This is a genomic window from Streptomyces sp. NPDC058279 (genome assembly GCF_042881255.1).
Classification (GTDB): Bacteria; Actinomycetota; Actinomycetes; order Streptomycetales; family Streptomycetaceae; genus Streptomyces.
The window spans coordinates 18,463-44,727 of the sequence record NZ_JBHVYA010000001.1 but is presented as its reverse complement, the minus strand read 5'-3'; the positions used below and the strand labels follow the sequence as shown (position 1 = coordinate 44,727).

Genomic DNA, 26,265 nt, shown 5'->3' with positions numbered 1-26,265 from the left:
TGAGGTGACTCTGCCCGCGGGGTGCGGCGAGTCGCGACGAGTCCTGAGGCGTCCGGCAGTCGTACCGTCGAACCCGTCAGCAAGGAGGACTTCCGATGCACAGCGTGACCTATTCGATGAGTGTCTCACTTGACGGCTACATCGTCGGGCCGGACGGCGGCTTCGAATGGACGGAGCCCGACGAGGAGGTCTTTCGCCTCGCCACGGACGAGGTGCGGGAGGTCGGCGTCCATCTGTTGGGACGACGTCTGTACGAGACGATGCTGTACTGGGAGACCGCCGATCAGAATCCATCGCTCGACTTCTCAACGCTCGAATTCGCCGCGATCTGGAAGCGGCTCCCCAAAGTGGTGTTCTCCACCACGCTCTCGGCGGTCCAGGGCAATGCCCGCCTGGCCTCCGGCGGCCTGGCGGAGGAGATCGAGCGGTGGCGGGCCGAGCCGGTAGAGGGTGACATCGCGATCGGCGGCGCGGCTCTCGCCGCCGAGGCGGCCGCCTTGGGTCTGATCGACGAGTACCGGGCCAGGGTCTACCCGGTGCTGCTTGGCGGTGGCGTTCCGTTCTTCCCCCGGCACGAGCGGCGGGTGGATCTCGCACTCGTCGAGACCCGCACCTTCGGCTCAGGAGTCGTCTACCTCCGCTACCGCGTGGCGCGCTAGCCGGGTCATCCGCCGAGTGCCTCGCGGTGTCGGTGATCTGTAGACGATGTGTCGGTGGCTGTTGGAACCATGGGTGTCGGGTCGCCCAACAGGGCGGCCGTACCAGCCTCGCCAGCAGGGGAGCCCCTCGCCATGTGGTCCACGCCTTCCACTCCGCCCTGGGATGTCCAACGACTGCCGCGTGCCGACGGCAGCGTGTTCCTGGTCACCGGGGGCAACGCCGGCATCGGGTACTTCGTCGCGGAGCAGTTGTCGGCAACCGGGGCCGTCGTGATATTGGGCAGCCGGAGTACCACGAAGGCCGAGGCTGCGATGGCTTCCATCCACACGCGTGTCCCGGGCGCCCGAGTGCGGTCCGTGCAACTGGACCTTGCCGATCTGTCCTCGCTCGCAACGACGGTGGAAGCACTTGAGGTGGAACGCCTCGACGCGGTGGTGCACAACGCCGGCGTCGCGCTCGACGACCCGCCGCGACGGGCGACCGCGGACGGTCATGAGCTCATGTTCGGTACGAACCACCTGGGGCACTTCGCGTTGACCGAGCGGCTCATGCCGCTGCTGTCCGCCGCGCCGACAGCCCGCATTGTGACCATGGGCAGCTTCGCGGCCAAGTCCGAGCGGCTCGATCCGGACGACCTGCAGTCCCGGAAGGACTACCGGCCCAAGCGCACCTACGGACGCTCCAAGCTGGCGCAGATGTACTTCGGCGTGGAACTCGACCGTCGGCTGCGCGTCGCGGGCAGCACGGTGGCCAGCGTGGTGGTCCATCCGGGCGGCGCGCTGGACTCTCTCACCCCCTCACGGCCACCACTCCATGCGCGAACTCTCGGCGCACGGCTGAGCGCGGCACCCGCGGCCCTCGTCGTCCAAGGCAAGGACGCCGGCGCATGGCCCGCAGTGCGGGCCGTGCTCGACCCGATCGTGCGGGGAGGCCAGTTGTGGGGGCCGCGCCTCTTCGGTCTGCGCGGCGAGCCCCGAAGCGAACCGGTGTGGGACCACCTCGCCGACACCTCGATCGCGGCGCGGTTGTGGGCGGCGAGTTGTGATCTGACCGGCCTCGACCTCGATGCCGTTATTGCATAGCGCCCGGCACAACCGGGTTGGGATCAGCTTGAACGCGCCCTCGCTCTGCACAGCGGCCGATCCATCCATGTGCTCTATCGCGATGGTCCCTTGCTGCGCCATGTGGTCCCCCGAACGGTCAGAACGGTACGCATATCCGCTCGCCGCGCACTCGCGGACCGCTGAAAAACCAGGCGCCGAGTGGTCTTCAGCCCGGTGAAGTGCGCCCTGCGGGAATGGGGAACGGGGACTGTAGGTGTAGCTCCGCATCTCCGTCACGTGAGTGTCTCGTCTGTGTTGATGGCGTACCGGGCGACGACGGGAAGCCCGCTTCACCCCTGCATGCGAACGGGGCGAATTTCTGCCCCTCGGACTGTCCGCACTACGAGTGCGCCACGCGTGCCACCCGTAAGTCCACGTGCGAGGCGGACAAGTAGGCGCTGCGCCCGGGAATACGCGCGTGGGCTTCCGGCGACAAGGTGTGGTCGAGTGTTGCTTGTTGCTGCGGAGGGACGTCGGTGTGGTGTCCCCGCGCGTGGTGGGAAGGTTGACTTTGCCGTTGCGTCAACTTCTACGGTCGTGTGTGGCCGGACAGTCCGGTCGGGATGGGAGACGGTGATGGCTTGGTCGATCGCGGAGGTGGCCCGGATGTCGGGAGTGACGTCGCGGACGCTGCGCCATTACGACGAGGTGGGCCTGTTGCCTCCGGCTTGGGTCGGCAGCAATGGCTACCGCTATTACGAGGAGGGGGAGTTGCTGCGGTTGCAGCAGATCCTCGTGATGCGGGAGCTGGGCCTTGGACTGGTGGAGATCGGTGCGGTGCTGGCGGAGCAGGTCGACCAGGTGGAGGCCCTACGGGCGCACCACCTGCGGCTGGTTGCCGAGCGGGACCGCCTGGCCACGCTGGCCCGCACCGTCGCCCGCACCATCGCCGAACTCGAGGAAGCAAGGGTCAAGGACGACATGAAGAAGATCAACAGGCCGGAGAACCTGTTCGAGGGATTCGACGGCACACGCCAGTCGGACGAGGCGCGCGAGCGGTGGCCGCAGGCGTGGGAGCAGTCCCGGCAGGTCATCGAGACGCTCACCGCCGAGGACATGGAGCAGTGGCAGCGTGAGGTGACGGCACAGATGATCCGCATCGCCGAGTTCATGGCGGCCGGCACCCAGGTGGCGGATCCTGCGGTGCAGGCGGAGATCGATGCCCACTACCGGGGTGTCTGCCGGTTCTGGACTCCGAACGCGACCGCTTACAAGGGACTGGCCCAGACCTACGTCGATGACCCGCAGTTCCGCCAGAACTTCGACAAGATCGCCGAGGGCCTTGCCACCTACCAGCGCGACGCGATGGCCGTATACGCCGACGCCCGCCTGAGCTGATCCGCGGGCTCCGCCAGGAGGCCACAGGCTTCCGGTACTAACTGGCGGAGTTCCTTGGCCGGGCGTTCTGCGCGGGTTCTTGGTGTTCCAACGGGTGATGGCATGTCTTCGGTGACGACCACTCCCACGTTGCGTCGGCAGCGGGAGGTTGCGGCAGTGCAGGGGACCGCCGCAACCTCTCGCCGTCAGCGACGCATCTTGAACGTGATCCGCGTGCCGCCGCTACCGTCGATGGCCGCGCTCCACGCTACTTACACCGCCTGCCTGCCTGCCCTGGCCACCGCAGCGGTAAAGGGGGAAATGCATGACTAATCTAGTCGTGGCGCTTATGGCGCCCGGGGGCTTCGTGCTGGGCTGGTGCATCTTCACCGGTCGAATCCCTCATCGGGAGCGCCCTGACGACCAGTTTGTCAACGACGTCTTGCCGAAACTGGTCGGCGGCATCTTCATGGTCGGCGCGCTCACCATGATGGCGATGGCCCTGCACCACCTCCTGTGACCGTCGACGGGCACAGGCCCCCACCATCCGAGCGCACGCATGCAGGAGGTACTGGCGGAACGGTATCCACGGAGTGCGAGGTGGTGCACATCATGGAGAAGACCCTCGATCGCAGTGCCTCGCGCCCCGGAGTGGGAGGTGCCCTCGTCGTGTTGGAACTCAGGCGTCTCCTCGCCGGCCCGGACTGTCGTCGGGGTAGCGCCGCCTACCTGATCGCAGTGAGCTTCCCTCAGGCTGCTTCAGGCACTCTGCATCTCCGCGCGGGGTCCCGGCCTTGGACGGAGAGGGTGCTGGGCGGCGGCTTGAGGACGGGGTGGTGGGCGTGACCTTTGGTGCTCGACCGGACGTCGCCGCTCAGCTCTTGCGGGCCAACGGTTGCCCGGCGAAGCTCACCCCTGCCAGGCCATGGGCCATGAGGTTGCGAATGTTGCCGTGATCGGTGTCGTTCGGCGTCGCCAGCACGCTGCGGTAGTGCTCACCGAATGCCAGCAGCGCTTCTTGGTCGCTCAGCCCTTCCAGCAGGGCCAGTCCCAGCGTCTTGCAGGACCCCTCGTTCTCGCCGGCGGCATTCTCCAGGTCGCCGTTGCGGAACGCCTGGGGCTGGTACTCGTAATGCGCGGCGATGAAGGCCAAGGTGTCGGCGAACTCGTGCTCACCTGACGCAAGGCTTGCCCGCAGCGAGTTCAGATCAGTCATGTCGATTCCCCGGGGTTGAACAGACGTCCGATTGCCGCCCGTGACCGGACGACAATACCCCTGTAAGCCCGGACGCTATGAATTGCGCCACCCGTCGGAACGAGCGGCATCTCCGCAGGGCGCCATCTGCGGCGGCACCCGCCGAGAGCCGTTCCGTCCGGGCGATCGACCGCGAGGACGGTGCCGATCAGCCGGCCGTTGCCGTTCCCGCCGTCCCGCAGGGTGAGTCGCTCGCGTGCCGCGGCAAGTCCAGGTCGGACTGGGCGTTGCCAATGCGGGGCAGGATGATGACCTTCGTGGCCGAAATCAGTGCCCTGCTCTCTTCTGCCGCCTACGTGGAGGTCGTGACACCGCCGTGGCGGCGTCGGCCGCGTACTACGGCGACAGGCCCTCCCCGCTCGGTGACGACGAGTACGACGGGCTGCTGCGCGCCATCGCGGCCTATGAGGATGCCTATCCGGACGACGTACTTGCCGAGTCGCCGACCGGGAAGGTGGCGGGTGGGGCCGTGCAGGGCGACGTGCCGCACTCGGTGCCGATGCTCTTCCTCGACAACGTCTTCGACGCCGACGAGCTCGCCGAGTGGGCCTCAGGGCTGGAACGGCGTCTCCGGCACCCGGTGGCCGGGTGGTGCATGGAGCCGAAGCGCGACGGCCTCGCGGTGGCCGCCCGGTACCGGGTTCGGCTCGTTCAGCTCCTCACCGGCGGCGACGGCCTGGCCGGCGAGGACATCACCCACGCCGCCGACGCCGTCCTCGGCCTGCCGCCGGCACTCACCAAGCGGTCAGGGGACTCGCTCGCACGCGCATGGCCAAGACGATTCACGACGCCGGGTGGTCGTCGTTCGTGAGGATGCTGGAGTACAAGGCCGCCCGGTACGGGCGCACCCTCGTACGCGTCGAACGGTTCGAGCCGACCTCTCAGGTGTGCTCGCGGTGCGGTGTCAAGGACGGCCCCAAGCCCCTCCACGTCCCGCCTCTGGCAGTGCCAGGCATGCGGGACGTGGCTGGACCGGGACATCAACGCGGCGGTCAAACGCCGCCAAAGCCGCATGACTTGCGGTATCGGCCTGTCGAGCGGGGGCAAGACCGGGACCTGTCCCTGCACAGCGCGAAGAAGCGGAAACCCACCGAGACGGTCAGCCGACCGTAGTAGGAATCCCCTCCCTTTAGGGAGGGAGCGGAAGTCGAGTCCTACTCCTCCGGCTCCCAGGCGCGGAGCAGATCGAGCAGCCCTGCGTCTCCGTCAACGTGCAAGGAGTCGGCCGGGATACGGTCGTACAAGTAGATGACCAAGTCACTGGCCGTGCCGTGGATGGAGACGCCGGCTGTGTCCGAGTCCTCGCCGGTCGCGGCAGTGGGTGCGGGGATGCGGGTGGAGCGTGCGCCGTCGCCGTCGACCGTGAGGCGCCACGAGCGGCCCTCGGCGGTGTGGAAGTCGAAGGCCGCGGGCTTGTGCGGCCAGGCGCTGGGCGTCGCGACGCAGGTGAACAGGAACTCCTCGACACCGTCGAGGGCGACCTCGGCCGGCAGCGGCTGCGGGGCGCCCGCGGCAAGCTGGGCGTCGTAGGTGTGCACCGCGGTCTCCTGGGCCCGGTGCCGGGCGACTCCGCCGGCGGTCCGCGGCGTCTGCAGGGCACTCCACCACGCCCAGCAGCCGGCGTCCGGGCCCGCCTCCCGCAGGGCGCTCAGCAGAAGCTGCGTCGACGCGGCCAGCCAGGCCAGCAGGGCCTCACGTTCCCGCGGCACTTCCAGAGCGGCGCGCGCAGCGGCGGCCTCGGCCGGGGGAGCGTCGGCAGGCCCCGCGCCGACGATGGCGGCCCAGAAACGGTCTCCCCCACCCAGGTGCTTCACCAGATCGAACAGCGTCCAGTCGGGGCAGGTCGGCACCTGTGCGTCGAGACTGGGCGCGGCGGCGACCGCGGCGCGGAAGGCGATCGACCGTTCATCGATCAGTCGAAGCAACTCAGAGAACTCAAGATTCTGTTCCACGCCGAATGTCTATCACCGTGCTCCGGTGATCGGACAGGGATTTTCACAGTCGCCGCCGGTTGGCCATTGCGGACGTCGTCCTCGCCTCCCACCGCATCCGGATGCCGGGCCTGGACGGCCTCGAAGTCACCCGGCGCCTCGCGGGCCCCGGCGTTCCCGACCCGATGCGCGTCTCGTCGTCACCACCTTCGACCACGAGGACTACGTACGCACGGCACTGCACGACGGCGCCTGCGGGTTCCTGCTCAAGCGCTCGGGCTCCGGACTGCTCATCCAGGGCGTCAGGGCGGCGATGGTCGGGGACATCCTCATCAGCCCCGGGTCACGGTCCCGATGCTCCAGACCCTCGCTTGCCCCGCCTTGCCACCGGACCGCCCGGCCGGCCCGGCCTCCCCGTCGTCTGCGCGGTGCCGTTCCTCCTGGCCTCCGGCCCCGGCCTGCTGATCGGCAACGCCAACGCCTTGGCCGTCAGCCGCACGGCCCCGCGCCGCCGGAGCCGCCTCCGCCCTCTTGGGTGCCTCACCATCACCGGCGGGCAGAAGCGACCCCGGATCGGCGGTGATCGGCGCACCGCCGTGGCGTGCGGCCACGAGCCCGCGGTGACCGCGGCGAAGCAGAGGTGCGTCAGCCGTTGCGGGCGGCTTCGGGGCCGGTGATGCGTCTGAGCAGCGGGAGGGTGGAGGCGATGATGCCGAGCGCGGCGGCCAGTCCGCCCGCGACCAGCGCGTAGTAGGCCACGTCGGGCGACACCAGGCCGTAGTGCATCTGCGATGTCAGGAACATCCCAGCCGCGGCGAAGGCGGTGCCGATCGCGATCGCCGATACCGCCAGCAGCGGCAGCGCGCTCTCCAGGCCGACCACGGCTTGCAGCAGCCGCAGCGGTGCTCCGGTGAGCCGCAGGATGGCGAACGGGCGCCTGCGGTCCGACAGGCCCGCGACGACGCTCACCGCCAGGCTGCAGCCCGCGATCGGCAACGTGGTCAGCAGTACCACGTTGGCCAGCTGCCGCCAACTGGCCAGCTGCTGCTGGAGGTCGGTGCCGAAGTCGCCGACGGTGCGGACCTCCTGGTGCGGGTAGGCGGTGGAGAGCAGGGTCCGCACGCGTTCCATGCCCGCGGTCGAGCCGTCGGTGGCTACGTAGAGCATCCGTACGGGCAGCCCGGCGATGGCGTCCGCGGTGACTTCGGCGGCGGGCCACTGCCGGTTCGGGCGCGACTGCAGGCCGAAGAAGGCGAAGTCGTCGACGGCTGCGACGCTCGCCCCGGCCGGGCAGCGGCCCACCATCGGCGTCCGGGCCAGGTCGGAGCAGGTCACCAGCGCCGGCGCCTCCGGGCGCGGATCGGCCGGGTCCTTGCCGATGCCGTCGGGGTTGGCATGGACGAGCGCCAGGCCCCGGACGCCCGGGACCCCTTGGATCCCGGTGAGCAGCCGTACGGGGACGGTCCCGGGCAGCGGCGTCCCGTTGGGGGCGCTGGCCTCCACGACCGTGCGGGTCTGCGGGTCCCCGTCGAGCGTGCCGCGGTTGTGGTTGATGGTGCCGATGATGCTGACGGTCGCGGTGGTCACGAAGAGGGCCAGTACCAAGCCGCTGACCGCACGGAAGCCGGCCTTGGGATCGTCGGCGAGCCGGCGTACCGCGATCAGCGCGGCCGGGCGGCGGGTGCGCCGGGCGACCGCCCGGGCGACGGTCATGGTCAGCCACGGCCCCGCGATCACCAGGCCCAGCATCACCACCAGGAAGCCGGGAAGGTAGGCCGCCGTCTGCCCGTTCCCGGTCGCCGGGCGGCGGCCGACGAAGTACGCCAGCTCGGCCAGTCCCGCCACCAGCGGAACGAGCCGCCAGGCGCGCGGCGGGCGCGGCGTCACCCGACGGGCCACGCCGAGCGGGGAGATGGTGACCCGGCGCAGCGCCAGCCGGGCCGCGATCGCCGCCGCCACCGGCACGCCGACGGCGACTGCGAGGGCCTGCGGAACGTCGAGCGTCAGGTCGGAGAGGAAGAACCGCCGGCCCGTGAGCGGGATGGTGGCGACCAGTGGCCGCAGCGCGGCGTAGAGCGCGAAGCCGAACACCGTCCCCGCGGCCGTCGCCAACGTGGACTCCACCGCCGAGATCAGCGACACCTGCCGGGGAGTGGCGCCGACCAGCCGCATCGCGGCGTAGCGCTGCTCGCGGGTGGCGGCGGAGAGGCGGGTCGCGGTGCCGATGAAGATCAGTACGGGGAAGATCAGCGCGCCGGCCACCACGGCCAGGACGAGCGTCATGGCGTCACCGCGCACGCTCCGGTCAAAGCACGCGTTGTCGCAAGTGGACGGCCGTGCGGTGGCGATGGTGGTGACGGTTCGGGCCAGGGGCGCGCCCTTGATCTCGTCGGGCGTACGGCCGATGACGGCGATCAGCGAGTCCGGGGAGGGCAGCGCGGCGTCGCCGATCGTGCCGGCGAGCCGGCCCGGGAAGCGGTCGCCCAGCTGGTCGGCCGGGGTGCCGCTGATCAGCTTGGCGAGCGCCGGGGAGGCGTAGTACTCGCCGGGTGCCGGGAGCTGCGCGAGGCCGGGCGGCACGGGTGAGGCCGGGCCCGTCGCGGCGACGTCCACCTCGGTGAGGGACTTGCCGTCGTAGTAGTCGCCGTGCGGCCACCACCACAGCGGGTCCCCCGACGCCTGCTCGGTACGGGTCGCAGCGCCGGTGTCCAGCCACACCTGCCGTTGGTTCGACCGGTCGACGGCGTTGATGGCGGCGAACGTCGAGAGCAGCAGCCCGACCCCGATGGCGACCGCGGCGGCGATCATGACCAGTCGGCCGATCGCCTGCCGGCCGCCGCTGAGCGCGAGGCGTACGGCGAAGGCGAGCACGGCGATCACGAGGCGATCCTTCCGGTCGACAGCGGGCTCGGGCTCGCCTTGCCGTCCCGTACGACGACCTCGCGGTCGGCGTACGCGGCGACCCGCGGCTCGTGGGTGACGAGGATGACGGTGGTGCCCTGCTCACGGGCCGAGCCCACCATCAGCTCCATCACCTGCTCGCCGGTCAGCGAGTCCAGCGCGCCGGTCGGCTCGTCGGCGAACAGCACCCGGGGGCGGGCCACCAGGCCGCGGGCCAGCGCCACCCGCTGCGCCTGACCGCCGGACAACTCGCCGGAGCGGCGCCCCTCCAGCCCGTCCAGGCCGAGCCGGGCGAACCACGGCCGGGCCTCGGCCAGCGCGGCCGCCCGGCGGGTGCCGGACAGCAGCAGCGGCAGGGCGACGTTCTCCTCGGCGGTCAACTCGGGGACGAGCTGGCCGAACTGGAAGACGAAGCCGAAGGTGTCGCGGCGCAGCGCGCTGCGCTCGGCCTCGTTCATGGTGTCGATGCGCCGTCCGTCGAAGCGCACCTCGCCCGAGTCGGGGGTGAGGATGCCGGCCAGGCAGTGCAGCAGGGTGGACTTGCCCGAGCCGCTCGGCCCCATGACGGCGAGCACCTCGCCGGCCTCGACGGCCAGGCCGGCGCCGCGCAGGGCGGGGGTCTCGCCGAAGGCGAGAGCGAGGTCACGGGCCTCGATGAGGGCGGTCACGGGCGCACCTCGTCGGCGAGGGCGTCCAGCCGAGCGGTCGTCAGGTCGATCCAGCGCAGGTCGGCCTCCAGGTGGAACAGCCCGTGGTCGGCGAGGAGGGCGTCCACGAGCGGGCCGGTGCGCCGCAGTTCGGTCAGTTCACGCATCCGCCGCATGTGGGCGGCGCGTTGGGTGTCGAGGTACTGCTGGGCGTCCCGGCCCAGCATCAGGGCGAGTACGACCTTCGTGAACAGCATGGTCTGCAGGTTGGGTTCGGGCGCCACCGGTTCGGTGAGCCAGGTCTCGAACTCCGTCGCGCCCGCCTCGGTGATGACGTAGCGCTTGCGCTCGGGCCCGTCGCCGGGCTCTGCCTCACCGGCCACCACCTTGCCGTCTCGCGCCAACCGGCCGAGGGTGGCGTAGACCTGACCGTACGGCAGCGGTTTGCCGCGGCCGAAGAAGGCGTCGTAGTCGCGTTTGAGGTCGTAGCCGTGGCTCGGTTCGCGCTCAAGTAGCCCCAGCAGCGTCAAAGGAACACTCATGGGAGGGACCATACACCAGAGGTATACCCTGAGTGCATAGTCGCCGCGAGTCGCGTCGTCGGCCGCGACGACCGCCGCGCCAGCCGGTGGTCGGCGAGGTCGGTGAGCCGAGGGCCGTAGGCCTTCCGGTGGCTGGTTGGTCGACGGGCTGCCGCGGTTCGGCGGGTCTGGTGTCGGCCGAGGCGTTTGTGCCAGGCGGTGCGGAGGTCGATGGGTGCTGGAGTGCGGGGTCAAGCAGGTGGATCCCGTCGCCGAACTCCTGCAAGCCGATGGAATCCCTTACCTCGGCAATCTTGGCCCTCGGAGTGCGAGAGCGGGGTCAGGGCTTGAGCCGTCACCGTGTGGCGGTGAGTGCCTCAAGTGAGGAGCCCTCAGGACCGTCGGATGAACAGGTCGTCGAACGCGTCGCGCCGGTACGGCCGCGCGAGGGGGGCGTGCATGGTTTCCACAGCGTCCCGCGACGCGGAGCAGGACTGGCGGCACCAGCGTCTATTGGCTGAGGGCGCGTGGAAGTCGACCGATTGGCCGATGTGCCCGCGTCACGCCGAGGATCTGATCGCCCTTCGTCCAGAGAACCCGGCGCGCCGACCTCGCACGCCTGTCGGCAGGCAGCACGCCACGTCAGGACGGCAGGAGGGCCGGCTGCCCCGCCCTGAGGCGGTCGCGGTCATTGACGGGCCCATCGCACCGGCACCGGAACCGGAAACACACGCGGTCCCCAAATTCAGGCGACCGAAAGGGAACCACAGGCCGAGTCGAACCGAACGTGAACCGGCCGCCCGGCATCGCACATGGGCCGGGGGGCCGTTCTGCGACCAGGCGCTTTGGGTTAGGTTCCCGGGTGTGACTGACGATCGCGGACGACTGCTGGCCGGCCGGTACCGGTTGGCCGAACTGCTCGGCCAAGGCGGCATGGGGACCGTCTGGCGGGCCCACGACGAGCAACTCGACCGGGATGTAGCCCTCAAGGAGCTCCGCCTCCCCGACGACCTCGACGCCTCCCGGCGCAAGGCTTGGATCGGCCGCCTCGACCGTGAGGCGCGCGCGGCCGCCAGGCTGAAACACCCCGGGGTCATCACCGTCCACGACCGGATAGCCGGCGACGACGGCCGCCCGTGGATCGTGATGGAACTCGTCCACGGCCGTTCCCTGGACGACCTGATCAAGAAGGACGGCCCGCTTCCGCCGGCCCGGGTGGCCAGGATCGGCCGGCAAGTCCTGGACGCGCTGCGCGCCGTGCACGCCACGGGCGTCACCCACCGGGACATCAAGCCCGCCAACGTGCTGCTCGAAGGCGACCGGGTGGTGCTGACCGACTTCGGCATTGCCGCCGTGGAGGGCGAGCCCGGTCTGACCCGGTCGGGGGCCCTCATGGGGACCCCGGCCTATATGTCCCCTGAGCAGGTGCGCGGTTTACCGGCGACCGCAGAATCCGACTTGTGGTCCCTGGGCGCGACGCTGTTCACCGCCGTGGAGGGACACCCTCCGTTCAGCGGCTCCGGCTCCTGGGCCGTCTTCGTCGCCGTGGCCACCGAGGAACCTGCCACCGCCGTCCGCGCCGGGGAACTCGCGCCGGTGCTGACGGGCCTGCTCCGCAAGGACCCCGCGCAGCGCCTCACCGCCGAGGAGGCGTACGCCCTGCTCGCCGGACCGGCCGGTGAGGCGGAGCCGTCCCGGCCGGACCCCGCGCCGACATCCGCATCCACACTGCGGCTGGGTGCGGCGCCGGGCGCCGGTCCGGGAACCGGACGGCCGACCCCACCGGCGCCTGGCCCCGCCCGACCTCCTCGGCGGCGGCAGTATGTGCTGGGCGGCCTGGCGGCAGTCGTTGCGGCCGTCCTGCTCGCGATGCCCTGGTGGTTACCCGACTCCGGATCCCGCGACGCCGCCGCCGGCCGCACCCACGCGGCCGACACCACGGCGCCCACCCACCCCTCCCCGTCTCCTTCCCCTGCCGCACCCACCGCGGCCACCCCGTCCAGCCCCACTTTCAGCCCCACTTTCAGTCCCAGTACCGGCCCCACCCCCAAGCCCACACATTCCACCCTCGACCGCCAAGCCATCGAGCGCGTCTTCGCCCTCTACATGAACGGCCTGGCCGACCACGACATGACCTCCCTGCGCCGAGGCACCTGCCCGCGACTGCGCGCGGGCTTGCTCGGATTCGCCCTCAACGGCTACTTCGTGGACCGCTGGGAACTCCAGCCCTACGAGATCCCCCCGAACATGGACCAGCTCAGCGTCGAAGCGAAGATCACCCGGCGGGACCCCGAGACCGGGAAGCTTGCCGGCGACATCCTCAACCAATGGATCATCGAGCGGGACCCGGACCAGCAGTACTACGTATGCGGCTGGCTCAACGAGGAGTGACCCGGCGGCACCGCAGGGTGTGCCGGGGGATGCCAAACCATTCGGGAATGGGGTACGCACGCCATGCGGAACCCGCGCTGAGCTGCGTGCGCGAAGCAGTCGACCGGCGCCCCAGCTGATGGGCGTCGTGTGATGCGCGCCGGGTGTGCGTCATCCGAGCTGCCGGCCCCGCTTTCCGCCGGAAGCGGTTTTCCTGTTCCGCTGCGCTTGCTTTACGCGCTGCTGTACACTCGGAGGTATGTCGAAGACGGTGACGATCCGGGTCGAGGAGCGGCTGCACGCGCTGCTGAGGGAACGTGCGGAAGCCGAGGGCACCACGGTGACCGCGTTGATCACGCAGGCCGCGCAGGACGCGGTCCGTGACCCACGTCTGGCCCAGGCCGCGGACGTGTTCCGGTCCTTCCTCGCCGACCAGGCGGACGCGTTCGACGAAGCCTTCCCCGACGACGCCCCCTCCCGCCTGGACGCGCCCGGCCGGGCGGCCTGAACCTGTGGACCTGTACGTCGACATCCGCTGGCTCCTCGAGCGCCAGGCCGAGGTCCTGCCCAAGCAGCCCTCCATCCATGACTTCTCCGCCTTGGTCGCCGCCGTCGGCCGTCACCGCGTCAACACCCCCCAGATCGGCGCGACCGTCGACAACGCCTGGCGCGCCGCCGCCCTCATGCACACCGTCATCCGACTGCGCCCCCTCCCGGCCCGCAACGCCTTGTTCGGCGCGGGCCTGGCGGCGGCGTACATGCACGCCGCAGGTGAGGGCATCGACGCACCCTACGGGGCCTTGGTCGACCTGGCCCGCGACATCGACTCCGGACGCACGGACGCCTACGACGCGGCGGCCCGGATCCGGTCCTGGCGTATCTGAACCAGGGAAGCCGTTCGTCTACCAAGGCAGCCACCCGTGCCGTCATCGACCAGGCCCGTCGCGGCGTACTCCCCCAATACGGGGTGGCCTTGGTACGTCGATCAGGTCAGCCGGTGGCGGCGGTGGCGCTGGTGTCCGGTACCAAGTGCCGTGACCCTCGGCTTGTGGGGTCCGGCGATGGCGTCGTACGGCGCGCGGACCGAGAACTTGAGCTCCGCATTCGAGCTCCGCGGTGTCGTGTTCGCCTGTCTGGGCGGCGGCCAACGACTGATCCCTGGTCAGAGTTCGTACGGGTAGAGAGCGATCTTCTCGCGCTCGACGAAGAGTTCGACCCACGTGCCTGCAACACCTTCGGGCAGCGGATCGGCAAGGTCCAGCGGTATCTGCGTGCCGCCGAAGTCCAACACGGCTGCGCCGTCCACGGTGAGGTTCAGCCGTCCACGCAGGACAACGCAGTGCCCGCCGGGTCGGACTCCCGGTCCGACGCCGACAGCCGGTTTCGCGTTCCGCCCCCAGGCGATGTCCTCGTCGACGGTCCACTCAACGTGGAATTCGCTCGGCAGCGCGGTCTGGTCACCACACCAGCGGACCATGGTCTCTCCGAACGGGGTCCGGATGTGGGCCAGCCAGGGGCTCCAGGGAAACTTCGCGACCTTCTTCAGTTCGACCAGCATCGTTCGATCATGCGGCATCCGAGTTCCTGCCGGAAACCGTAAAGGCTCGGTGCTGCCTGGCACAGGTCCGCTCCCGGGCTCACTCTGGTGGACCCGTGGCTCACCGCCAGCCCGGGCAGTCGGTCGATCCTTCGCGCCGCCGGCGCGGGGTGGCGGTCCCGGTCCGCACGGGGAGATGCCATACAGGAAGGGAAGGCCGACGGCCACCGCCAGGCCCCGCCCCGGCCTCCTCGCGGCGGACGGTAGCGGGACGGGCCCGATGAGCGGTGCCGAGACGATCCCCTGTCCGGCTCGGACACCAGTCGTCGGCGTACACGTCGAAGTGCTCAGGCAGGTAGACACGAACATGCTCGCCGTGTCACACACGATGACAATCCAGTGGCCCGCCTACGGCTCCGGAGACATGGAGGGCGCGGGGAGGTCGAGCACGCGGGCGAGGGCGGCCGCTACGGGAGCGCAGTGATCAGGCAGGTGCCTGGAGGCCCAATCGGTCGCCAGCGTGAGGAAGTCCGCCAGGTCGCGCTCGGCACCGGCCAGCAGGTGGCGGAGCTCGGTGACGGACAGTTCGATCACCGGGCTGTCGCTCTGTTCGGCGGTGACAGTGAGACGGACGGTGTCGCCGAAGTGCTCCGCGACCGGTGACGCGGGGTCGTGGCCGAAGCCGAGCACGGCGTCGTCGTCGACGAACTGGTGCCAGTCGCGCCAGTCTTCCAGTCCATCGCAGCAGGCGGGCTGGAAGGTGACGCCTGTGGAGTTGTCGGTGACCCGCAGGCCGCCGGCCGCGAAGAGGTGGTCGAAGGTCAGCAGTCCGTGAAGGAACGAGGCGAGCGGTTCGGCCGGACGAGGCGGGCGGTCACCGTCGGGGTCGGTGTCATTGCAGCCGGCGATGCGCATCATCGCCGTCCCGACCTCAGCGGGTGAGAGGTCACCGCTGAGGGGCAGGAAGTCGAACGGCTCGGTCTCGGCGACAGGCCAGAGGTCGAAGCCGTCAGGTGCGTATATCTCCAGGACAGGCTGCATCACGATCACCCGACGAAGTGTTCCGCATCCCGCCCGTAGTGCCTCCCGATTACGCCGGGCACCCTCGTCTCTGCCAAGGGCTCTGAGCACCTGGCCCCACGCCGACGGGAAGGAGTTGGCTGTCATATCGGGCGGCATGTTCCGCTCCAGCCTTGCCCGCGACTGCGAAACCTTTCTGCGAACGCTCCGAAGCCGTGATCCATCTCGCCATGACCGACCTCAAGGCCCCTGCCCCACTGCCGAGAACGCTATCTCCCCGCGCAGTCCGACTCCCAGACCAAACGTCAGTTTCCCGGATGAAAACATGGGACGAAAACGACTTCCTAGACCCGTGGAGGCCGAGCTGGACGATGAGGGCCGTCTCCCTCCATCGAGTGAACCGACTTGTGCCTCCCGGGCTTCTCGGTGGTGCTCGCCGATCGTTGGGTGAACCGGCCGGCGTCTGCTTCGGGCGCGACGTGATGAGGAGTGGCAGCCATGGAGTTCCTCGTCGACATGGTGACCAGCGTTCCGGAGGGCGCGTCCGAGGAGGCGGTCGCGGAGATCCGGGTCCGGGAGGGGGCTCGGGCGGCCGAGTTGGTCGCCCAGGGGCACCTGTTGCGGTTGTGGCGGCCGCCCTTGGCACCTGGCGAGTGGCGCACGTGGGGGCTGTTTCGGGCGGAGGACGCCGAGCAGTTGGAGCAGCTGCTCGCCTCGATGCCGCTGCGGGTGTGGCGGCACGACAAGGTGACTTCGCTGTCCCCGCACCCGAGCGACCCGGGCCTTCAGGATCTGTCCGGCCGAGCGACACCGTCGACGAGCGGGCGCCCTCAGCCGTCAGAAGAGGCCTCGCTGAACAGCGCGGCACACAGGGAAGCGGTCCTGCGGGACGTGCTCGACCGCTGGAAAACGGCCGTAGACGCACACGACCCCCAACAGGCCGCGTCCCTCTTCACCGAGGACGCGATCTTCCAGGGACTGCACCCCTACGCGGTGGGACGGCAGGGCGTCGCCGAGTACTACGATTCCCAGCCCCTCGGGATGACGGCCGCCTATCGGATTCTCGAAACGAGGCGGATCGCCGACGGCGGCGCCGTGCTCGGCTACCTGTCCGTCGACTTCTCGTTCACCGACCGGCCCACTCTCAGCGTCCTTCTCAGCACACTGCTGAAGCAGGCGACCGACGGCTGGTACATCAGTCACTACCAGGTCTCCCGCCTGGACTGAGCCGCCGCAGTCATGGCCGAGGCCCAGTCGGCGAACGCATCTGACGGACGGACAGGTGGCGTTGCGGACTGTCGGCGCCATCCTGTCGCCCTTCCCGGGCACGGGATGGCTGGGAAGGGGGCGGCATGGTTCATGTGCTGGGGCACCGCCGAAGCCTTCGACGCCGAGTTCGACGCAAGAAGGCGCTCGGGGAGCACGTGCCGGGCAGCCTGTCCCTGGCGCTCGAGGTCGAGGCGGAAGTCCCCCATTTCCGGGTGGAACACATGGGCAGTGGACATGGTGTCGCGCTCCTTGGCAGCGGTGGTTCCTCCACCGGCCGGCTTGCGCGCCGGGACCGGCCGGTACCGGACGGGCGGGGTCCGCTCGGGCGACGGCCTCCGGAGTCGGCGCGGTCCCGCGTTCCGCGAGCGCCTCACCTGAGCCAGGGAGTGTTCCATTCGTCGACCGGTTCACCGGCCTTGCGATCACCGTGGGCGTCGTGGGTGTCGTGGGTGTCGTGGGGGACCGGGCGGCAGGCGGCGAGAACGGTGAGGATGTTCTGCCATGTGCCGTCGATGTTCCACAGGCGCAGTCGTTCGGCGCATCGGTGCCATGGACCGTAGCGGCTGGGCAAATCGTGCCAGCGCCCGCCCGTACTCTGCTGCCACAGCAAGCCGTTGATCATCATCCGGTAGTTCGGTCCTGCGGGTCCGCATCGCGGGAGAAGACGGCGGACAGCGGCCCATTCCCGGTCGTTCAGGTCGGTGTCGTCCATACCGATACCGCGCCCCTTCCTTCATCCGGGTACCTATCTTGCGGCCAGGTCTCGCCGTCCAACCGGCGGTGTGGCCGCCGAAGCCCGGGAGCAACACAGAGGTTCCGGTCACGGGCTTTGGTTCGGCGTCCGAAGCCGGAGTAGAGCCGGCCGTACTCTGCGGTCGAGCCTTGGCACGCCATGGGCGCCCCCAGTTGCCGGACACGTGGGTGGACAAAGCCTGGCTCCCGTCCTGGGCAGCGGGGGCCGACGCTGAGGACCTTGCCTCGGGGCGGGAGTACCGACACAAACGGTGCGTCGGGATCGTCACTTGATCGTGGTGCCCCGCCGGGCGGTCCGCGGCCTTCACTCGCACGAGTGGGTCAGTCGAACTGTGTGCGAGATCAGACGGCGAGGGTGCTCGTCAGGGGACGGGTCACGTTTAGGACTGCGGGGAGATGACGGAATAGTCACGTGCCGCTACGTACGTGAGCGGCCTTCGTTGCCCAGGGCATGAAGAGAACCGTTTCGCCTCCGGAGTGGGTCTTCGGCTCGCTCGCTGTGGAGTTGGGGCAGATGTCCGATGTGCCGATCTACGACGCGGTGGAGCGTCAGTGGCTCGCCGACGGCCGTGAGGTGCCCCGTCGTCCCGGCTTGTCGCGGAGCGGTGTCCGGCCGGCGGCGGAAGGCGGTGACCTGTTCCTCCGTGCGTGAACGCGACCCTTTCACAGGGGCTGGTACAACCCGCTCGCGCAGGTGGAGCAACGCGGTGGTGCCCGCAACGGCGGCCAGGTCGGGCGCCAGAGTGTGGAGGGCGGCTTTGTCGTCGTCCCGGGCTGTAGGCATGATGCGAGCGATCTCTTCAGAGCGCGGCCGTCGACGATCGCCGCACCGTCAGCGAGGTGGGTACGCCTTGGCCTGCTGCGACTGCCGGCTCCGGCCGGCGCCCGAAGGGTGCGCGGACGCCGGACAGTGCTGCCGGGTCAGTTCCCGCGGTTCGCCTTGTCGAGGACCGACTCGTAGGCGACCTCGCTGTACTCGGTCCCCTGGATTTCGACCGCGATCCCCACGAGCGAGCGCCTGAGCTCGTCCTTGGAGGAGGCGAAGAGCATCTTCTGCTTGACCTTGGCCGGTTCTGGTGCCCACGAGACGAAAGTGAGCTTGTCGCGCCCCTGGGTCGAAGTCGTCAATTCCGGGCGCTTGAGGTACTGAGTGCTGTGTCTAAGGGTGCTGGGCGCGGTGTGCGCCGATGCCCGGACTCCCGACCCGGATGATGTCATCGACTCCCGGGATCCCACCGTCCAGCTGTGCCGACTGGCCGACAGTCAGTGACGGTGGCCTCTTGCCGTGGGCACGGCCAGAGGGGACTGGCGGGCGGTGTTCACCGTCCGTCCGGGCCGCCGAGCGGCGCGGTGAGCCGCGGCCGCCAGCCTTCGTCCGTCAGCGCCACCAGCTGGACCGCAGCCGCACGGGTACGCAGCGGAAGCAGGCTACCGACCGCAGCGCGGACTCGGGCGGAGGCTGTCGGATGGTCTGTACCCATAGCGACCGTGAGATGGGCGGCGGGCCGCGCCCCGAAGCGGCCTCTGTACGGGCGCAACCCGGGCCACTGGGCGCGGAAGGCATCAACGATCGGTTGGAGTTCCGGAACGGTGACGGCGACGAAGCCGGACGCCGTCACGAGCTCCTCCAAGAGGAGATCAGACGCCGGGAAACTCGCCGCCAGGGAACGCACGCCGTTCTCGTCTTGACCTGTCAGCGCCGATTCCGGCACGAACGGGTAGAGGAGCGAGACGTGCGCCGGCACACCACGACGCACCAGAGCCGGGTCGATACGCCACGCCGCATCGAGGAGCGGGGTGGCATCGGGCAACGCGATGACGACGGCAGTGGTCCCGGGATCTGGCATGCCGTCATCATCGCAGGTCGGGTACGGGCCCGAGAGTGTCAGACTGGGGTCGCGGGGTGGTTGGGGTCCGGCCAAGCCGCGTGACGCGGCGTCACGGAACGTCGGGCCGGAATGGCGCGCGCCTTCCCGCCTGGCGCGCTTGCGCGACCAGACCGTGACCGGCCCGTCCGGTGTCGATCTTCCTGAGGCGGCCGAGGGCGTGGTGGAGGATACATCGGCGGTGGTCGCCCATGGCGACAACTCGCCGCCTCATCCGATGCGCAGGACGCCGAGAGGGCGGCGAAGCGCCCCATCGACAGCGACAAGGCACAACGCCACCTTGCCCGCGATGCCATGGGCTGTCCCCGCATTGACCGGCGGCCTCGTCATCCGCAACGCCTTCCACGGCGTGAACAACAACGCCCCACCGAACAACTCCGCGGCATCCGGCAGCGTGTCCGCTCCTTCTCCCCGCCCGTGCCCACCGTCCGGACTGGCATCTCTCTCACCGAATGCGCCCGCGACCGGCTGGTGTGCTCTGACGCGACGAACCGGCCGCTGATGTCCGGCCCTGACGCGGCCGGCTTTCTCCGGCCGCCACGCCGGGGTGGGTACGCCGGGCGGGCCCGCTCGGCCCTGTCCGTCCTGCCTGGTACGGATGGGGACGTCTCCGTCGCGGCTGGTGACCGCCTCTACGGTCGTGCATCGGGTCGGCGCCCTGGCCCACAACGGTCCGAGGCGTTCAGCGCCGTCCAGTCGGCGTCCGCGATGCGGCGCGCGAGCCGCCTGCCGGCCCGAGGTGTCGCCCGCACCGCCGGGCAGCACCCGTTGTAGGGGTCGACCCGAAATCGTTTTGCGGACCACCGAGCCCACTGCTACGTTGCCTGAGGCCGTGCAGAAAACGAGGAGGTGGTACCCGTGAACGCAGTATCGACATGGGTGCTCCCCTCCGGGGTCACGGTCGGGCGATAGGTCGTCCGGGAGCGCCGTTTCTGAGTGCTCCCGAAAGGCACGACCATGCATTTCACTTCTGAACAGCATCTCGACGGCGGTGTCCTCGAGCGCGAATTCCTCCTCGGCGACGTCCCCGGCATCCTTTGGACGCCCGCGTCCGCATCCGCACCGGCGCCGTTGATCCTTCTCGGCCATCCCCCGCTCGGACTGCGCAAGATGTATCCCCGGCTGGCGGACCGGGCCCGGCACGCCGCGGCGGATGGCTTCGCCGCGGCCACCATCGAGCTCCCCGGGAGTGGTGACCGGCCCCGTTTGGTCGCCGTCGAGCAGGCCCGCGCTGACCTGCGCCGGGCTATGGAGGCCGGCGAGCCGGTCGATGAGAAGATCATCGATGCCCTCGTCCTCCCGCTCGTCGAAGAGTCGGTGCCGGAATGGCGGGCCGCCTTGGACGCCCTCCTTCCGCTGCCCGAGATCGGCGGCCCGGTCGGGTACTCGGGGGGAGTGATCTCCATCGGCATCCGGCTCGCGGTGGTCGAGCCGCGCGTCTCGGCCGCCGTTCTGTTCGCCGGGAGTCTCGTGCCCGCAGCTATGTTCGAGGAGGCCCGCCACGTCACGATTCCGTTGCACGTCCTGCTGCAGTGGGACGACGAAGGGAACGACCGGCAGGCGGCCCTGGACCTGTTCGACGCCTTCGGGTCCAAGGAGAAGACGCTGCACGCCAACATGGGCGGGCACACCGGCGTCCCGCAGTTCGCAGGGGACGCCGCGGCCCGGTTCTTCGCCCGGCACCTGAAGTAAGGCCGGGCCGTCAGGCCGCCGGCAGACGGTAAACCGTGTCGGCCGGCAACCATGTGGGCGACGGTGACGAGGGTGACGTGCCGGTGCCAGCCGGTGAACGAGCGGCCCTCGAAGTGGTCCAGTCGGGAGAGCTGTTTACGGATCTTCTCCGGCACGGGCTCGAAGTACGTGTAGTCCGCCCGCTGCCCCGGGGTGACGACCAGGGACAGTGGGCGGCAGCGACCGTCCGCGCTCAGGTGGACTTTGGTGGTGAACCCGCCCCGCGAGCGGCCCAGGCCCTCGCTTCCCGCACCACCTCCACCAGGCGGGCGACGAGGCTCTGCCACGGCGTCTCGTCCTGGTGTCCCCCTTCCCAGCCGCCCTTTGAGACCAGCGCCGACGGCGGGTCGGTGCGGGCGCCGGCCGCATGCTGGTTGGCACGCACGATCGTGGAGTCGACCGACACGTCCCAGTCGATGTCGTCGGCCGCGTCCGCTTCGGCCTGGACTTGCTGGAGCAGACGCTCCCAGGTCCCGTCAGCCGACCACAGCCGGTGAAGCTCGTAAACGGTCTTCTACGGCCCGAACCGCTCGGGAAGATCACGCCGCTGAACACCCGTCCGAGCCCGGTGCGGAATCCCGTCGATCACCAGCCGATGGTCCCGCCACCTGCCACAACGCCTGTTCCTGACCGGCAGAAACGGCCTCAGCCGTTCTCACTCCTCATCCGTGAGATCACCCCGCCCCACGCCCGGACCAACGAGCGAGACAGGCGACTGTCCCAGCCGTCTCCGCACCAGACGGCGACCGGCCCGTCCGGGAACGCCGACGGCCTGAACCGGATCTCGGCGGAGGGCGCCGCGGTCGCCCTGGTGGGCGAGGCGTAACCGCCCCGGTTCCGACGCCGCTTCACCACCCGCTAGTGACCAGCCGTTCGGCGCGGGACGCCGGGCGGGCCGCGGCTCAGAGCACCAGGACCCGGCGCCCTCGGGTGTGGCCGGCGCGGCTGTCAGTGTGCGCCGCCGCTGCCTCGGTGAGCGAGTACGACTTCTCGACCGGGATGTGCAGCCTGCCCCGGGAGATGAGGTCGACGGCCTCGGCGAGCGCGTCCGGCACGCTTCCGGCCACGCCGGAGAACCGGACGCCCAGCTGCGGCGCACCGAGGTCGGCGATGGAGACGACCCGGCGCGGGTGCCCGGTCAGCTCGACGAGTTCGCGGATCACGCCCGAGCCGGCCAGGTCGAGGGCCGCGTCGACCCGGCCCAGGTGCCGCACCCGTTCGACCCAGCCCTCGTCGTAGGTCGTGGCGAGGGCGCCCAGGCCGCGCAGGTAGTCCTGGTTCGCAGCCCCGGCCGTGCCGATCACCGTGATGCCGCGCGCGCGGGCGATTTGCAACACCGCCGACCCGACGCCGCCGGACGCACCGCTGACCAGCAGCGTCTGCCCGGGCCGCACGCCGACCTCGCGAATGATGCGCAGCGCGGTCTCCACCACCGACGGGTACCCGGCCGCCTCCGCGAAGGCCAGGAGGAGGCCCTGGTGTTCGAACGCGACCAGGACTTCGAGCAGCGCCTCACGCGAGCGGTGACCGACCGGCCTGCGCACGAGCCGCTCATCCCGGCGCTGCACCGCGAGGTCCAGGCCCTGGTGCGGCACTGCACGGCAGAGGGCAGTGACCCCGTCCGACGCATGATCGAGGAATCACCCGCCCTGCGGGAATACGAGGAATCTATGAGCCTGCGTCACGCGCAGGCGCTGGCAGAGGTGTTGGCCGCAGATCCCCACCTGTCCCGAAGCGCGACGGCCTGCCGGGCGACCGCGCGGTTCGCCATCGACGCCTACGCGCTGGCCTGCCGGGCGGACGATCCCGAGGCCACGGTGGACGAGGTCTTCCGGATGATCAAGGCGGCTTGGGAAGCCACCGCACCCTGAGCCGGGGACGCCGGAGCGCTGCGGCCGACGCCGGGGCACGACACGTGCGGGTTGCCCTGGGCGGCCCGCACCGGACCTGTTCGCCCGACCATGTGACTACCGCCAGCCTGGGGCGTCGGCTCGGGCATCAAATGGACGGCACCCAGTTCGAGCTCGTGCTGGAGAAGACCCGCGTCCCACGTCCCGAGCCGGCCGACCCCGAAAGACGCCCGACAGCCTGGCCGCCGACAAGGCCAAAAGCAACGGACCGTGCCACGACCACCCGCGCAGGCACTCCATCCGGCACCGATCCCGGAGAAGACCGGCAGTCAGGCCGCCCGCCCGTCCGCGGGAGGGCTCCCCGCGGCAGCCCTCGTCATCCGGCCCCCCACATGATCGGCCGGACAGCTCGTAGGTGACGTGATCACGAGCGTTGTTGACACTCGGCGGGTCTTGAACATGGCGAAGACCTCCGGTGTGGTGGGAGCTGTCCAGGAACCCATTGCACGACGGATGTCGGCGTACCCGTGAACGTGCCCAGTCAGGTACGGATGAACGTGCTCAGGGTTTGGGTATTCGTGACCGCGGGCGGCGCCGCTACAAGGCCCAGATGTGGAGTGCGTTGTCGGGGTCGGACGCGGTGTACCAGGTGCCGTCTCCGAGAGCTTTGGGCAGACCTGACACCTCGAAGGGGTAGGTGATCTGGTCGATCAGTCGCATGCGGGCCGTGTCGACGAGCCAGTGCCGGCCCGTGCCAAACTCCTCGTCGCTCTCGACGGTCCCGACGACAAGGGTGTTCTCGTCGAGGAAGCCTCCCTCGTAGTCGAAGAACGCCTGTGCTTCGTCGTCTTCGGCTTCCTCTTCGATCGCGGGATGCCGAGGGACCGCGTCCGCGCCCAGCTCGGCTACCGCCGAGCCGTCAGTGACCTCATGAACGGCGAGAATGTCCTGGTCATGGGTCACGGTGAGCAGGCGGTCCCCGGTGGGGCTCACCGCCAGCAGGACACGGTCCTCGTCGCCGAAGTCGTCGACCACGAGGGCGTGACCGTCCCAGCGTCCCCATCTCAAGGGGGAGCCATCCTGACCTTCGCCGATGGTCAGACCCATCTGGCCGGGATCCGGGTGCGGAACGTGGACAGAACCCGCCGCCGCCGTCCCCGTCTCGGCACGTGCCAGCAGCGTGCCGTCCGCGGCGTTGATCACCAGCCATGCTTCCCCGCGGCCACCGTCCGGGGCCTCATGTGCCAGGGGGCCGCGGACATGGGCCCACACAATCCTCCCGTCCGCGGAGAAGCCGGCCGAGCCACTGCCGGCGTACTGGTGATCCCGATCGTCTGCGTACTCGGAGAAGTCCATGTGCCCCACGCAGCCTGCCCAGCAGCGGTGCCGGAGTTCCCACTGCACGCTCCCCGACCGGTCAACGGCCCGGAGCGCGTGCGGCCCTGCGAAGACAGCCAGATCAGCGGCAGGCGACACCGCACATGAGCCGAACCGGCGCGGCCAGGGCGCCGGGAAGCGGACGGTCAAAGCCGCGGCCGACGGCTTGAGTTCCTGCACGATCAGCTCTGTCTCCCCTCGCTGAACAAGGAGCCGCGACGTGGGCCAAGACTCCAGATAGGGGGCGGCGTCAGGTCCGGAGAATGCCCAAGGGGCCGCGTGAGTGGTCACGTGGCGAGCAGGGTGCGGCACAGGGACTCCAAAGGGCCAGGGACTCTTGCCAAGACCCTACGACGAGCCGCTGACACCATCCGATTGAGCCGACGCTCCCCGCAGCGCTGATCATGGCGTACGGGCCTCGGACACATGCGTAAGGTGTGCACGTTTCGCCGTACCTGTCTGGGCACAGTGAGGTGTACGCCGACAACGGAGGTCTTCGTGTCCCACCGGAATGCCCGGCTGACCGTCTTCGGTAGGCGCCTACTGGTCGAACGGGTGGCATCGGGCCGCCCGGTCGCCCACGTGGCCGCCGAGTTGGGCATATCGCGGGCCACCGCCCACAAATGGGTCCGCCGGTGGCCGGCCGAGGGTGACGCGGGCCTCCACGACCGCTCCAGCCGGCCGCGCACGCCACCCACCGCGCCCCGGCCCACATCGAGGCGAGAGTCTGCGACCTGCGCCGAACCCGCAAGCTCGGCCCCGCCCGAATCGGCCCGATCCTGGGGCTGCCCGCCTCGACCGTCCACCGGATCCTGACCCGCCGCAGCCTCAACCGGCTGGCCTGGATGGACCGGCCGACCGGCATCGTGATCCGCCGCTACGAACGCGAGCGTCCCGGCGAACTCGTCCACGTCGACGTCAAGAAACTCGGCCGGATCCCCGACGGCGGCGGCCACAAGATCCTCGGCCGTCCGGCCGGACGGAAGACGAAGGTCGCCGTCGGCTTCTCCTGTGGCCACTCCGCCGTCGACGATCACTTCCGCCTGGTCTACAGCGAGATCCACCCCGACGAGGAGGTCGCCACCTGCGCTGGCTTCCTCGCCTGCGCCGCCGCGTTCTTCCACTCCCAGGGCATCACCCGCATCGAGCGGGTCCTGACTGACAACGCCTGGGCCTCCGCAAGGGGCTGACCTGGAAAGCCGTCCTGGCCGACCTGGGCGTGAGCGGCAAACTCACCCGCGCCTACCGGCCGCAGACCATCGGCAAAGTCGAACGCTTCAACCGCACCCCGCTGGACGAGTGAGCCTACCTGCGGCCCTACACCAGCGACAGCGCCCGGACCGAAGCCCTGGCAGACTTCCTCCACACCTTCAACCACCACCGCTGCCACACCGCTTTGGACGGCAACCCACCCATCAGCCGCGTAAACAACCCCGCGGGTCAATACACCTGTCAGGGGGCCGCACTGCCCTGAGCCATGCACCGTTCGCTTTCCGCCGTGCTTGGGATCCGCCGGATCTCGTGTCCGGGTGCTGTCGTTTCTCGGGTTTCGGCTCAACTTCGGTGGAGTAGCTGACTGAACCTCCGCCTCTTCGAAGCGGCTGGTCAGCGCGGTGGCGTGGGCCTCGTCTCGGGGTGCTCGTGCCGGGCGTGGGCGGGACTCCGCGGCGGCGCCTGGTGCTGGCCCGCAAGCCCGCGTGAACCGCGCCCGCCGCGCTTCCGGGTGCCGAAGGAAGGCCCGGTCTTCTACCTCGGCTTGCGCATCGGCGACACCGACCTCGGGCTGGTGACCAAGGTGGGCCTGGGGACGGGGGCGGCGTCGCGGATCCTGCTCAGCACCGGAGTCGACGACGTCGACGAGACGCTCGGCCGGGTGGTGGCGCTGGGCGGCTCGGTCCGCGGCGGCCCCAACGACATGCCATGGGGACAGTGTGTTGCCCACATCCAAGACCCCGATGGCAACCCGGTGAACCTCACCCAGTCGATCCCGGACCGGTGACGTGGTTCCGGGGCATGTACCGACCGTGGGCTACCCGTGGGCCTGGCGGAGATTCCCACCGCTGCGCGGGCTTGACGCCCCCCAGCATCGAACCCCTCGCGAGGACCTCGCAGGGTGTCTGCCCGGTCCTGTTCGTCC

General features: G+C 70.0%; 24 protein-coding genes and 6 pseudogenes. 17 read left to right on the top strand and 13 right to left on the bottom strand.

Annotation, left to right across the window (positions count from 1 at the left end; translation table 11 throughout):
* Positions 1-95 precede the first annotated feature (95 nt).
* The 4 genes from ACFVXJ_RS00255 to ACFVXJ_RS00240 all read left to right on the top strand — a co-directional run bounded on the left by ACFVXJ_RS00255 (position 96) and on the right by ACFVXJ_RS00240 (position 3,600).
* Positions 96-659, top strand: a complete 564-nt coding sequence (locus ACFVXJ_RS00255) for a dihydrofolate reductase family protein (RefSeq protein WP_389656149.1) — start codon at positions 96-98, stop codon at positions 657-659.
* A gap of 132 nt (positions 660-791) precedes the next feature.
* Positions 792-1,742: an SDR family NAD(P)-dependent oxidoreductase gene (locus tag ACFVXJ_RS00250; RefSeq protein WP_389656145.1), complete on the top strand. Its 951-nt coding sequence runs from the start codon at positions 792-794 to the stop codon at positions 1,740-1,742.
* Between the two features lie 597 nt (positions 1,743-2,339).
* The gene (locus ACFVXJ_RS00245) at positions 2,340-3,101 is read left to right on the top strand and encodes a MerR family transcriptional regulator (RefSeq protein WP_389656142.1); all 762 of its coding nucleotides are present in this window, start codon (positions 2,340-2,342) and stop codon (positions 3,099-3,101) included.
* 304 nt (positions 3,102-3,405) lie between these two features.
* Positions 3,406-3,600: a hypothetical protein gene (locus ACFVXJ_RS00240; RefSeq protein WP_389656139.1), complete on the top strand. Its 195-nt coding sequence runs from the start codon at positions 3,406-3,408 to the stop codon at positions 3,598-3,600.
* 354 nt (positions 3,601-3,954) lie between these two features.
* Here ACFVXJ_RS00240 and ACFVXJ_RS00235 read toward each other — a convergent pair whose 3' ends face one another.
* Entirely contained in the window at positions 3,955-4,296 is a 342-nt protein-coding gene (locus ACFVXJ_RS00235) for a HopJ type III effector protein (RefSeq protein ID WP_389656136.1), read from the bottom strand.
* Positions 4,297-4,651: 355 nt separating this feature from the next.
* Between ACFVXJ_RS00235 and ACFVXJ_RS00230 the strand changes: the two genes are divergently transcribed.
* Positions 4,652-5,146: a hypothetical protein gene (locus ACFVXJ_RS00230; RefSeq protein WP_389656134.1), complete on the top strand. Its 495-nt coding sequence runs from the start codon at positions 4,652-4,654 to the stop codon at positions 5,144-5,146.
* The gene (locus tag ACFVXJ_RS00225; protein WP_389656131.1) at positions 5,104-5,448 is read left to right on the top strand and encodes a zinc ribbon domain-containing protein; all 345 of its coding nucleotides are present in this window, start codon (positions 5,104-5,106) and stop codon (positions 5,446-5,448) included. The genes ACFVXJ_RS00230 and ACFVXJ_RS00225 overlap by 43 nt, the downstream gene beginning before the upstream one ends.
* 41 nt (positions 5,449-5,489) lie before the next feature.
* Here ACFVXJ_RS00225 and ACFVXJ_RS00220 read toward each other — a convergent pair whose 3' ends face one another.
* Positions 5,490-6,287 (bottom strand): maleylpyruvate isomerase family mycothiol-dependent enzyme, encoded by a 798-nt coding sequence (locus ACFVXJ_RS00220; protein ID WP_389656128.1) that lies wholly within the window; start codon positions 6,285-6,287, stop codon positions 5,490-5,492.
* Between the two features lie 71 nt (positions 6,288-6,358).
* Here ACFVXJ_RS00220 and ACFVXJ_RS00215 point away from each other — a divergent pair.
* Positions 6,359-6,695 (top strand): annotated as a pseudogene (locus tag ACFVXJ_RS00215) (response regulator); the annotation flags it as partial.
* A 216-nt stretch (positions 6,696-6,911) separates the two neighbouring features.
* Here ACFVXJ_RS00215 and ACFVXJ_RS00210 read toward each other — a convergent pair.
* Genes ACFVXJ_RS00210 through ACFVXJ_RS00200 form a run of 3 tightly spaced genes read right to left on the bottom strand, consistent with a single transcriptional unit; the run spans position 6,912 to position 10,356 of the window.
* Positions 6,912-9,146 (bottom strand): FtsX-like permease family protein, encoded by a 2,235-nt coding sequence (locus ACFVXJ_RS00210; protein WP_389656125.1) that lies wholly within the window; start codon positions 9,144-9,146, stop codon positions 6,912-6,914.
* Positions 9,143-9,835 (bottom strand): ABC transporter ATP-binding protein, encoded by a 693-nt coding sequence (locus ACFVXJ_RS00205; RefSeq protein ID WP_389656122.1) that lies wholly within the window; start codon positions 9,833-9,835, stop codon positions 9,143-9,145. Before ACFVXJ_RS00205 ends, ACFVXJ_RS00210 begins: the two co-directional genes overlap by 4 nt.
* The gene (locus tag ACFVXJ_RS00200; RefSeq protein ID WP_389656119.1) at positions 9,832-10,356 is read right to left on the bottom strand and encodes a PadR family transcriptional regulator; all 525 of its coding nucleotides are present in this window, start codon (positions 10,354-10,356) and stop codon (positions 9,832-9,834) included. Before ACFVXJ_RS00200 ends, ACFVXJ_RS00205 begins: the two co-directional genes overlap by 4 nt.
* A gap of 843 nt (positions 10,357-11,199) precedes the next feature.
* On the opposite strand from ACFVXJ_RS00200, the gene ACFVXJ_RS00195 reads away from it, so the two are divergent.
* From ACFVXJ_RS00195 to ACFVXJ_RS00185, 3 genes are all read left to right on the top strand, one after another.
* Positions 11,200-12,726, top strand: coding sequence for a serine/threonine-protein kinase (locus ACFVXJ_RS00195; RefSeq protein ID WP_389656116.1), 1,527 nt, complete (start codon positions 11,200-11,202; stop codon positions 12,724-12,726).
* A gap of 238 nt (positions 12,727-12,964) precedes the next feature.
* The gene (locus tag ACFVXJ_RS00190; protein ID WP_389656114.1) at positions 12,965-13,213 is read left to right on the top strand and encodes a hypothetical protein; all 249 of its coding nucleotides are present in this window, start codon (positions 12,965-12,967) and stop codon (positions 13,211-13,213) included.
* A 4-nt stretch (positions 13,214-13,217) separates the two neighbouring features.
* Positions 13,218-13,589, top strand: coding sequence for a toxin Doc (locus ACFVXJ_RS00185; protein WP_389656111.1), 372 nt, complete (start codon positions 13,218-13,220; stop codon positions 13,587-13,589).
* A 278-nt stretch (positions 13,590-13,867) separates the two neighbouring features.
* Here the strand turns inward: ACFVXJ_RS00185 and ACFVXJ_RS00180 are convergent, their stop codons facing one another.
* Complete coding sequence (locus ACFVXJ_RS00180; protein WP_389656108.1) at positions 13,868-14,263, bottom strand: hypothetical protein; 396 nt, start codon at positions 14,261-14,263, stop codon at positions 13,868-13,870.
* 387 nt (positions 14,264-14,650) lie between these two features.
* On the bottom strand, positions 14,651-15,283 hold the full coding sequence (locus ACFVXJ_RS00175) for a hypothetical protein (RefSeq protein ID WP_389658517.1): 633 nt from the start codon (positions 15,281-15,283) through the stop codon (positions 14,651-14,653).
* 477 nt (positions 15,284-15,760) lie between these two features.
* Here ACFVXJ_RS00175 and ACFVXJ_RS00170 point away from each other — a divergent pair.
* Together ACFVXJ_RS00170 and ACFVXJ_RS00165 are read left to right on the top strand one after the other, a co-directional pair.
* Positions 15,761-16,027, top strand: a pseudogene (locus ACFVXJ_RS00170) (muconolactone Delta-isomerase family protein); the annotation flags it as partial.
* A gap of 87 nt (positions 16,028-16,114) precedes the next feature.
* Entirely contained in the window at positions 16,115-16,489 is a 375-nt protein-coding gene (locus ACFVXJ_RS00165) for a YybH family protein (RefSeq protein WP_389658514.1), read from the top strand.
* Between the two features lie 412 nt (positions 16,490-16,901).
* Here the strand turns inward: ACFVXJ_RS00165 and ACFVXJ_RS00160 are convergent, their stop codons facing one another.
* Complete coding sequence (locus ACFVXJ_RS00160; protein WP_389656105.1) at positions 16,902-17,243, bottom strand: transposase; 342 nt, start codon at positions 17,241-17,243, stop codon at positions 16,902-16,904.
* A 492-nt stretch (positions 17,244-17,735) separates the two neighbouring features.
* On the opposite strand from ACFVXJ_RS00160, the gene ACFVXJ_RS00155 reads away from it, so the two are divergent.
* The gene (locus ACFVXJ_RS00155) at positions 17,736-17,936 is read left to right on the top strand and encodes a hypothetical protein (RefSeq protein WP_389656102.1); all 201 of its coding nucleotides are present in this window, start codon (positions 17,736-17,738) and stop codon (positions 17,934-17,936) included.
* Between the two features lie 269 nt (positions 17,937-18,205).
* On the opposite strand, the gene ACFVXJ_RS00150 is transcribed toward ACFVXJ_RS00155, so the two are convergent.
* Positions 18,206-18,412 (bottom strand): hypothetical protein, encoded by a 207-nt coding sequence (locus ACFVXJ_RS00150; protein ID WP_389656099.1) that lies wholly within the window; start codon positions 18,410-18,412, stop codon positions 18,206-18,208.
* Between the two features lie 191 nt (positions 18,413-18,603).
* On the bottom strand, positions 18,604-19,131 hold the full coding sequence (locus ACFVXJ_RS00145; RefSeq protein ID WP_389656096.1) for a 2'-5' RNA ligase family protein: 528 nt from the start codon (positions 19,129-19,131) through the stop codon (positions 18,604-18,606).
* Between the two features lie 996 nt (positions 19,132-20,127).
* Between ACFVXJ_RS00145 and ACFVXJ_RS00140 the strand changes: the two genes are divergently transcribed.
* Positions 20,128-20,862 carry an alpha/beta hydrolase gene (locus tag ACFVXJ_RS00140; protein WP_389656093.1) on the top strand — a complete coding sequence of 245 codons (735 nt, stop codon included), beginning with the start codon at positions 20,128-20,130 and terminating at the stop codon, positions 20,860-20,862.
* 553 nt (positions 20,863-21,415) lie between these two features.
* Here the strand turns inward: ACFVXJ_RS00140 and ACFVXJ_RS00135 are convergent.
* Entirely contained in the window at positions 21,416-21,550 is a 135-nt protein-coding gene (locus ACFVXJ_RS00135; protein WP_389658511.1) for a transposase, read from the bottom strand.
* A 253-nt stretch (positions 21,551-21,803) separates the two neighbouring features.
* A pseudogene (locus tag ACFVXJ_RS00130) lies at positions 21,804-22,367 on the bottom strand (zinc-binding dehydrogenase); the annotation flags it as partial.
* Between ACFVXJ_RS00130 and ACFVXJ_RS00125 the strand changes: the two are divergent.
* Positions 22,368-22,772, top strand: a pseudogene (locus ACFVXJ_RS00125) (TetR/AcrR family transcriptional regulator); the annotation flags it as partial. It lies immediately after the preceding pseudogene.
* A 576-nt stretch (positions 22,773-23,348) separates the two neighbouring features.
* Here the strand turns inward: ACFVXJ_RS00125 and ACFVXJ_RS00120 are convergent.
* Positions 23,349-24,308: a hypothetical protein gene (locus tag ACFVXJ_RS00120; RefSeq protein WP_389656090.1), complete on the bottom strand. Its 960-nt coding sequence runs from the start codon at positions 24,306-24,308 to the stop codon at positions 23,349-23,351.
* Positions 24,309-24,626: 318 nt separating this feature from the next.
* Between ACFVXJ_RS00120 and ACFVXJ_RS00115 the strand changes: the two are divergent.
* Together ACFVXJ_RS00115 and ACFVXJ_RS00110 are read left to right on the top strand one after the other, a co-directional pair.
* Positions 24,627-25,602 (top strand): annotated as a pseudogene (locus ACFVXJ_RS00115) (IS481 family transposase).
* 243 nt (positions 25,603-25,845) lie between these two features.
* A pseudogene (locus tag ACFVXJ_RS00110) lies at positions 25,846-26,127 on the top strand (VOC family protein); the annotation flags it as partial.
* Positions 26,128-26,265 lie beyond the last annotated feature (138 nt).

Coding starts and splice junctions, on each gene's coding strand:
- ACFVXJ_RS00255 (WP_389656149.1), top strand. CDS start 96: ATGCACAGCGTGACCTATTCGATGAGTGTCTCACTTGACGGCTACATC.
- ACFVXJ_RS00250 (WP_389656145.1), top strand. CDS start 792: ATGTGGTCCACGCCTTCCACTCCGCCCTGGGATGTCCAACGACTGCCG.
- ACFVXJ_RS00245 (WP_389656142.1), top strand. CDS start 2,340: ATGGCTTGGTCGATCGCGGAGGTGGCCCGGATGTCGGGAGTGACGTCG.
- ACFVXJ_RS00240 (WP_389656139.1), top strand. CDS start 3,406: ATGACTAATCTAGTCGTGGCGCTTATGGCGCCCGGGGGCTTCGTGCTG.
- ACFVXJ_RS00235 (WP_389656136.1), bottom strand. CDS start 4,296: ATGACTGATCTGAACTCGCTGCGGGCAAGCCTTGCGTCAGGTGAGCAC.
- ACFVXJ_RS00225 (WP_389656131.1), top strand. CDS start 5,104: ATGGCCAAGACGATTCACGACGCCGGGTGGTCGTCGTTCGTGAGGATG.
- ACFVXJ_RS00200 (WP_389656119.1), bottom strand. CDS start 10,356: ATGAGTGTTCCTTTGACGCTGCTGGGGCTACTTGAGCGCGAACCGAGC.
- ACFVXJ_RS00190 (WP_389656114.1), top strand. CDS start 12,965: ATGTCGAAGACGGTGACGATCCGGGTCGAGGAGCGGCTGCACGCGCTG.
- ACFVXJ_RS00180 (WP_389656108.1), bottom strand. CDS start 14,263: ATGCTGGTCGAACTGAAGAAGGTCGCGAAGTTTCCCTGGAGCCCCTGG.
- ACFVXJ_RS00175 (WP_389658517.1), bottom strand. CDS start 15,283: ATGCAGCCTGTCCTGGAGATATACGCACCTGACGGCTTCGACCTCTGG.
- ACFVXJ_RS00160 (WP_389656105.1), bottom strand. CDS start 17,243: ATGGACGACACCGACCTGAACGACCGGGAATGGGCCGCTGTCCGCCGT.
- ACFVXJ_RS00155 (WP_389656102.1), top strand. CDS start 17,736: ATGAAGAGAACCGTTTCGCCTCCGGAGTGGGTCTTCGGCTCGCTCGCT.
- ACFVXJ_RS00145 (WP_389656096.1), bottom strand. CDS start 19,131: ATGCCAGATCCCGGGACCACTGCCGTCGTCATCGCGTTGCCCGATGCC.
- ACFVXJ_RS00140 (WP_389656093.1), top strand. CDS start 20,128: ATGCATTTCACTTCTGAACAGCATCTCGACGGCGGTGTCCTCGAGCGC.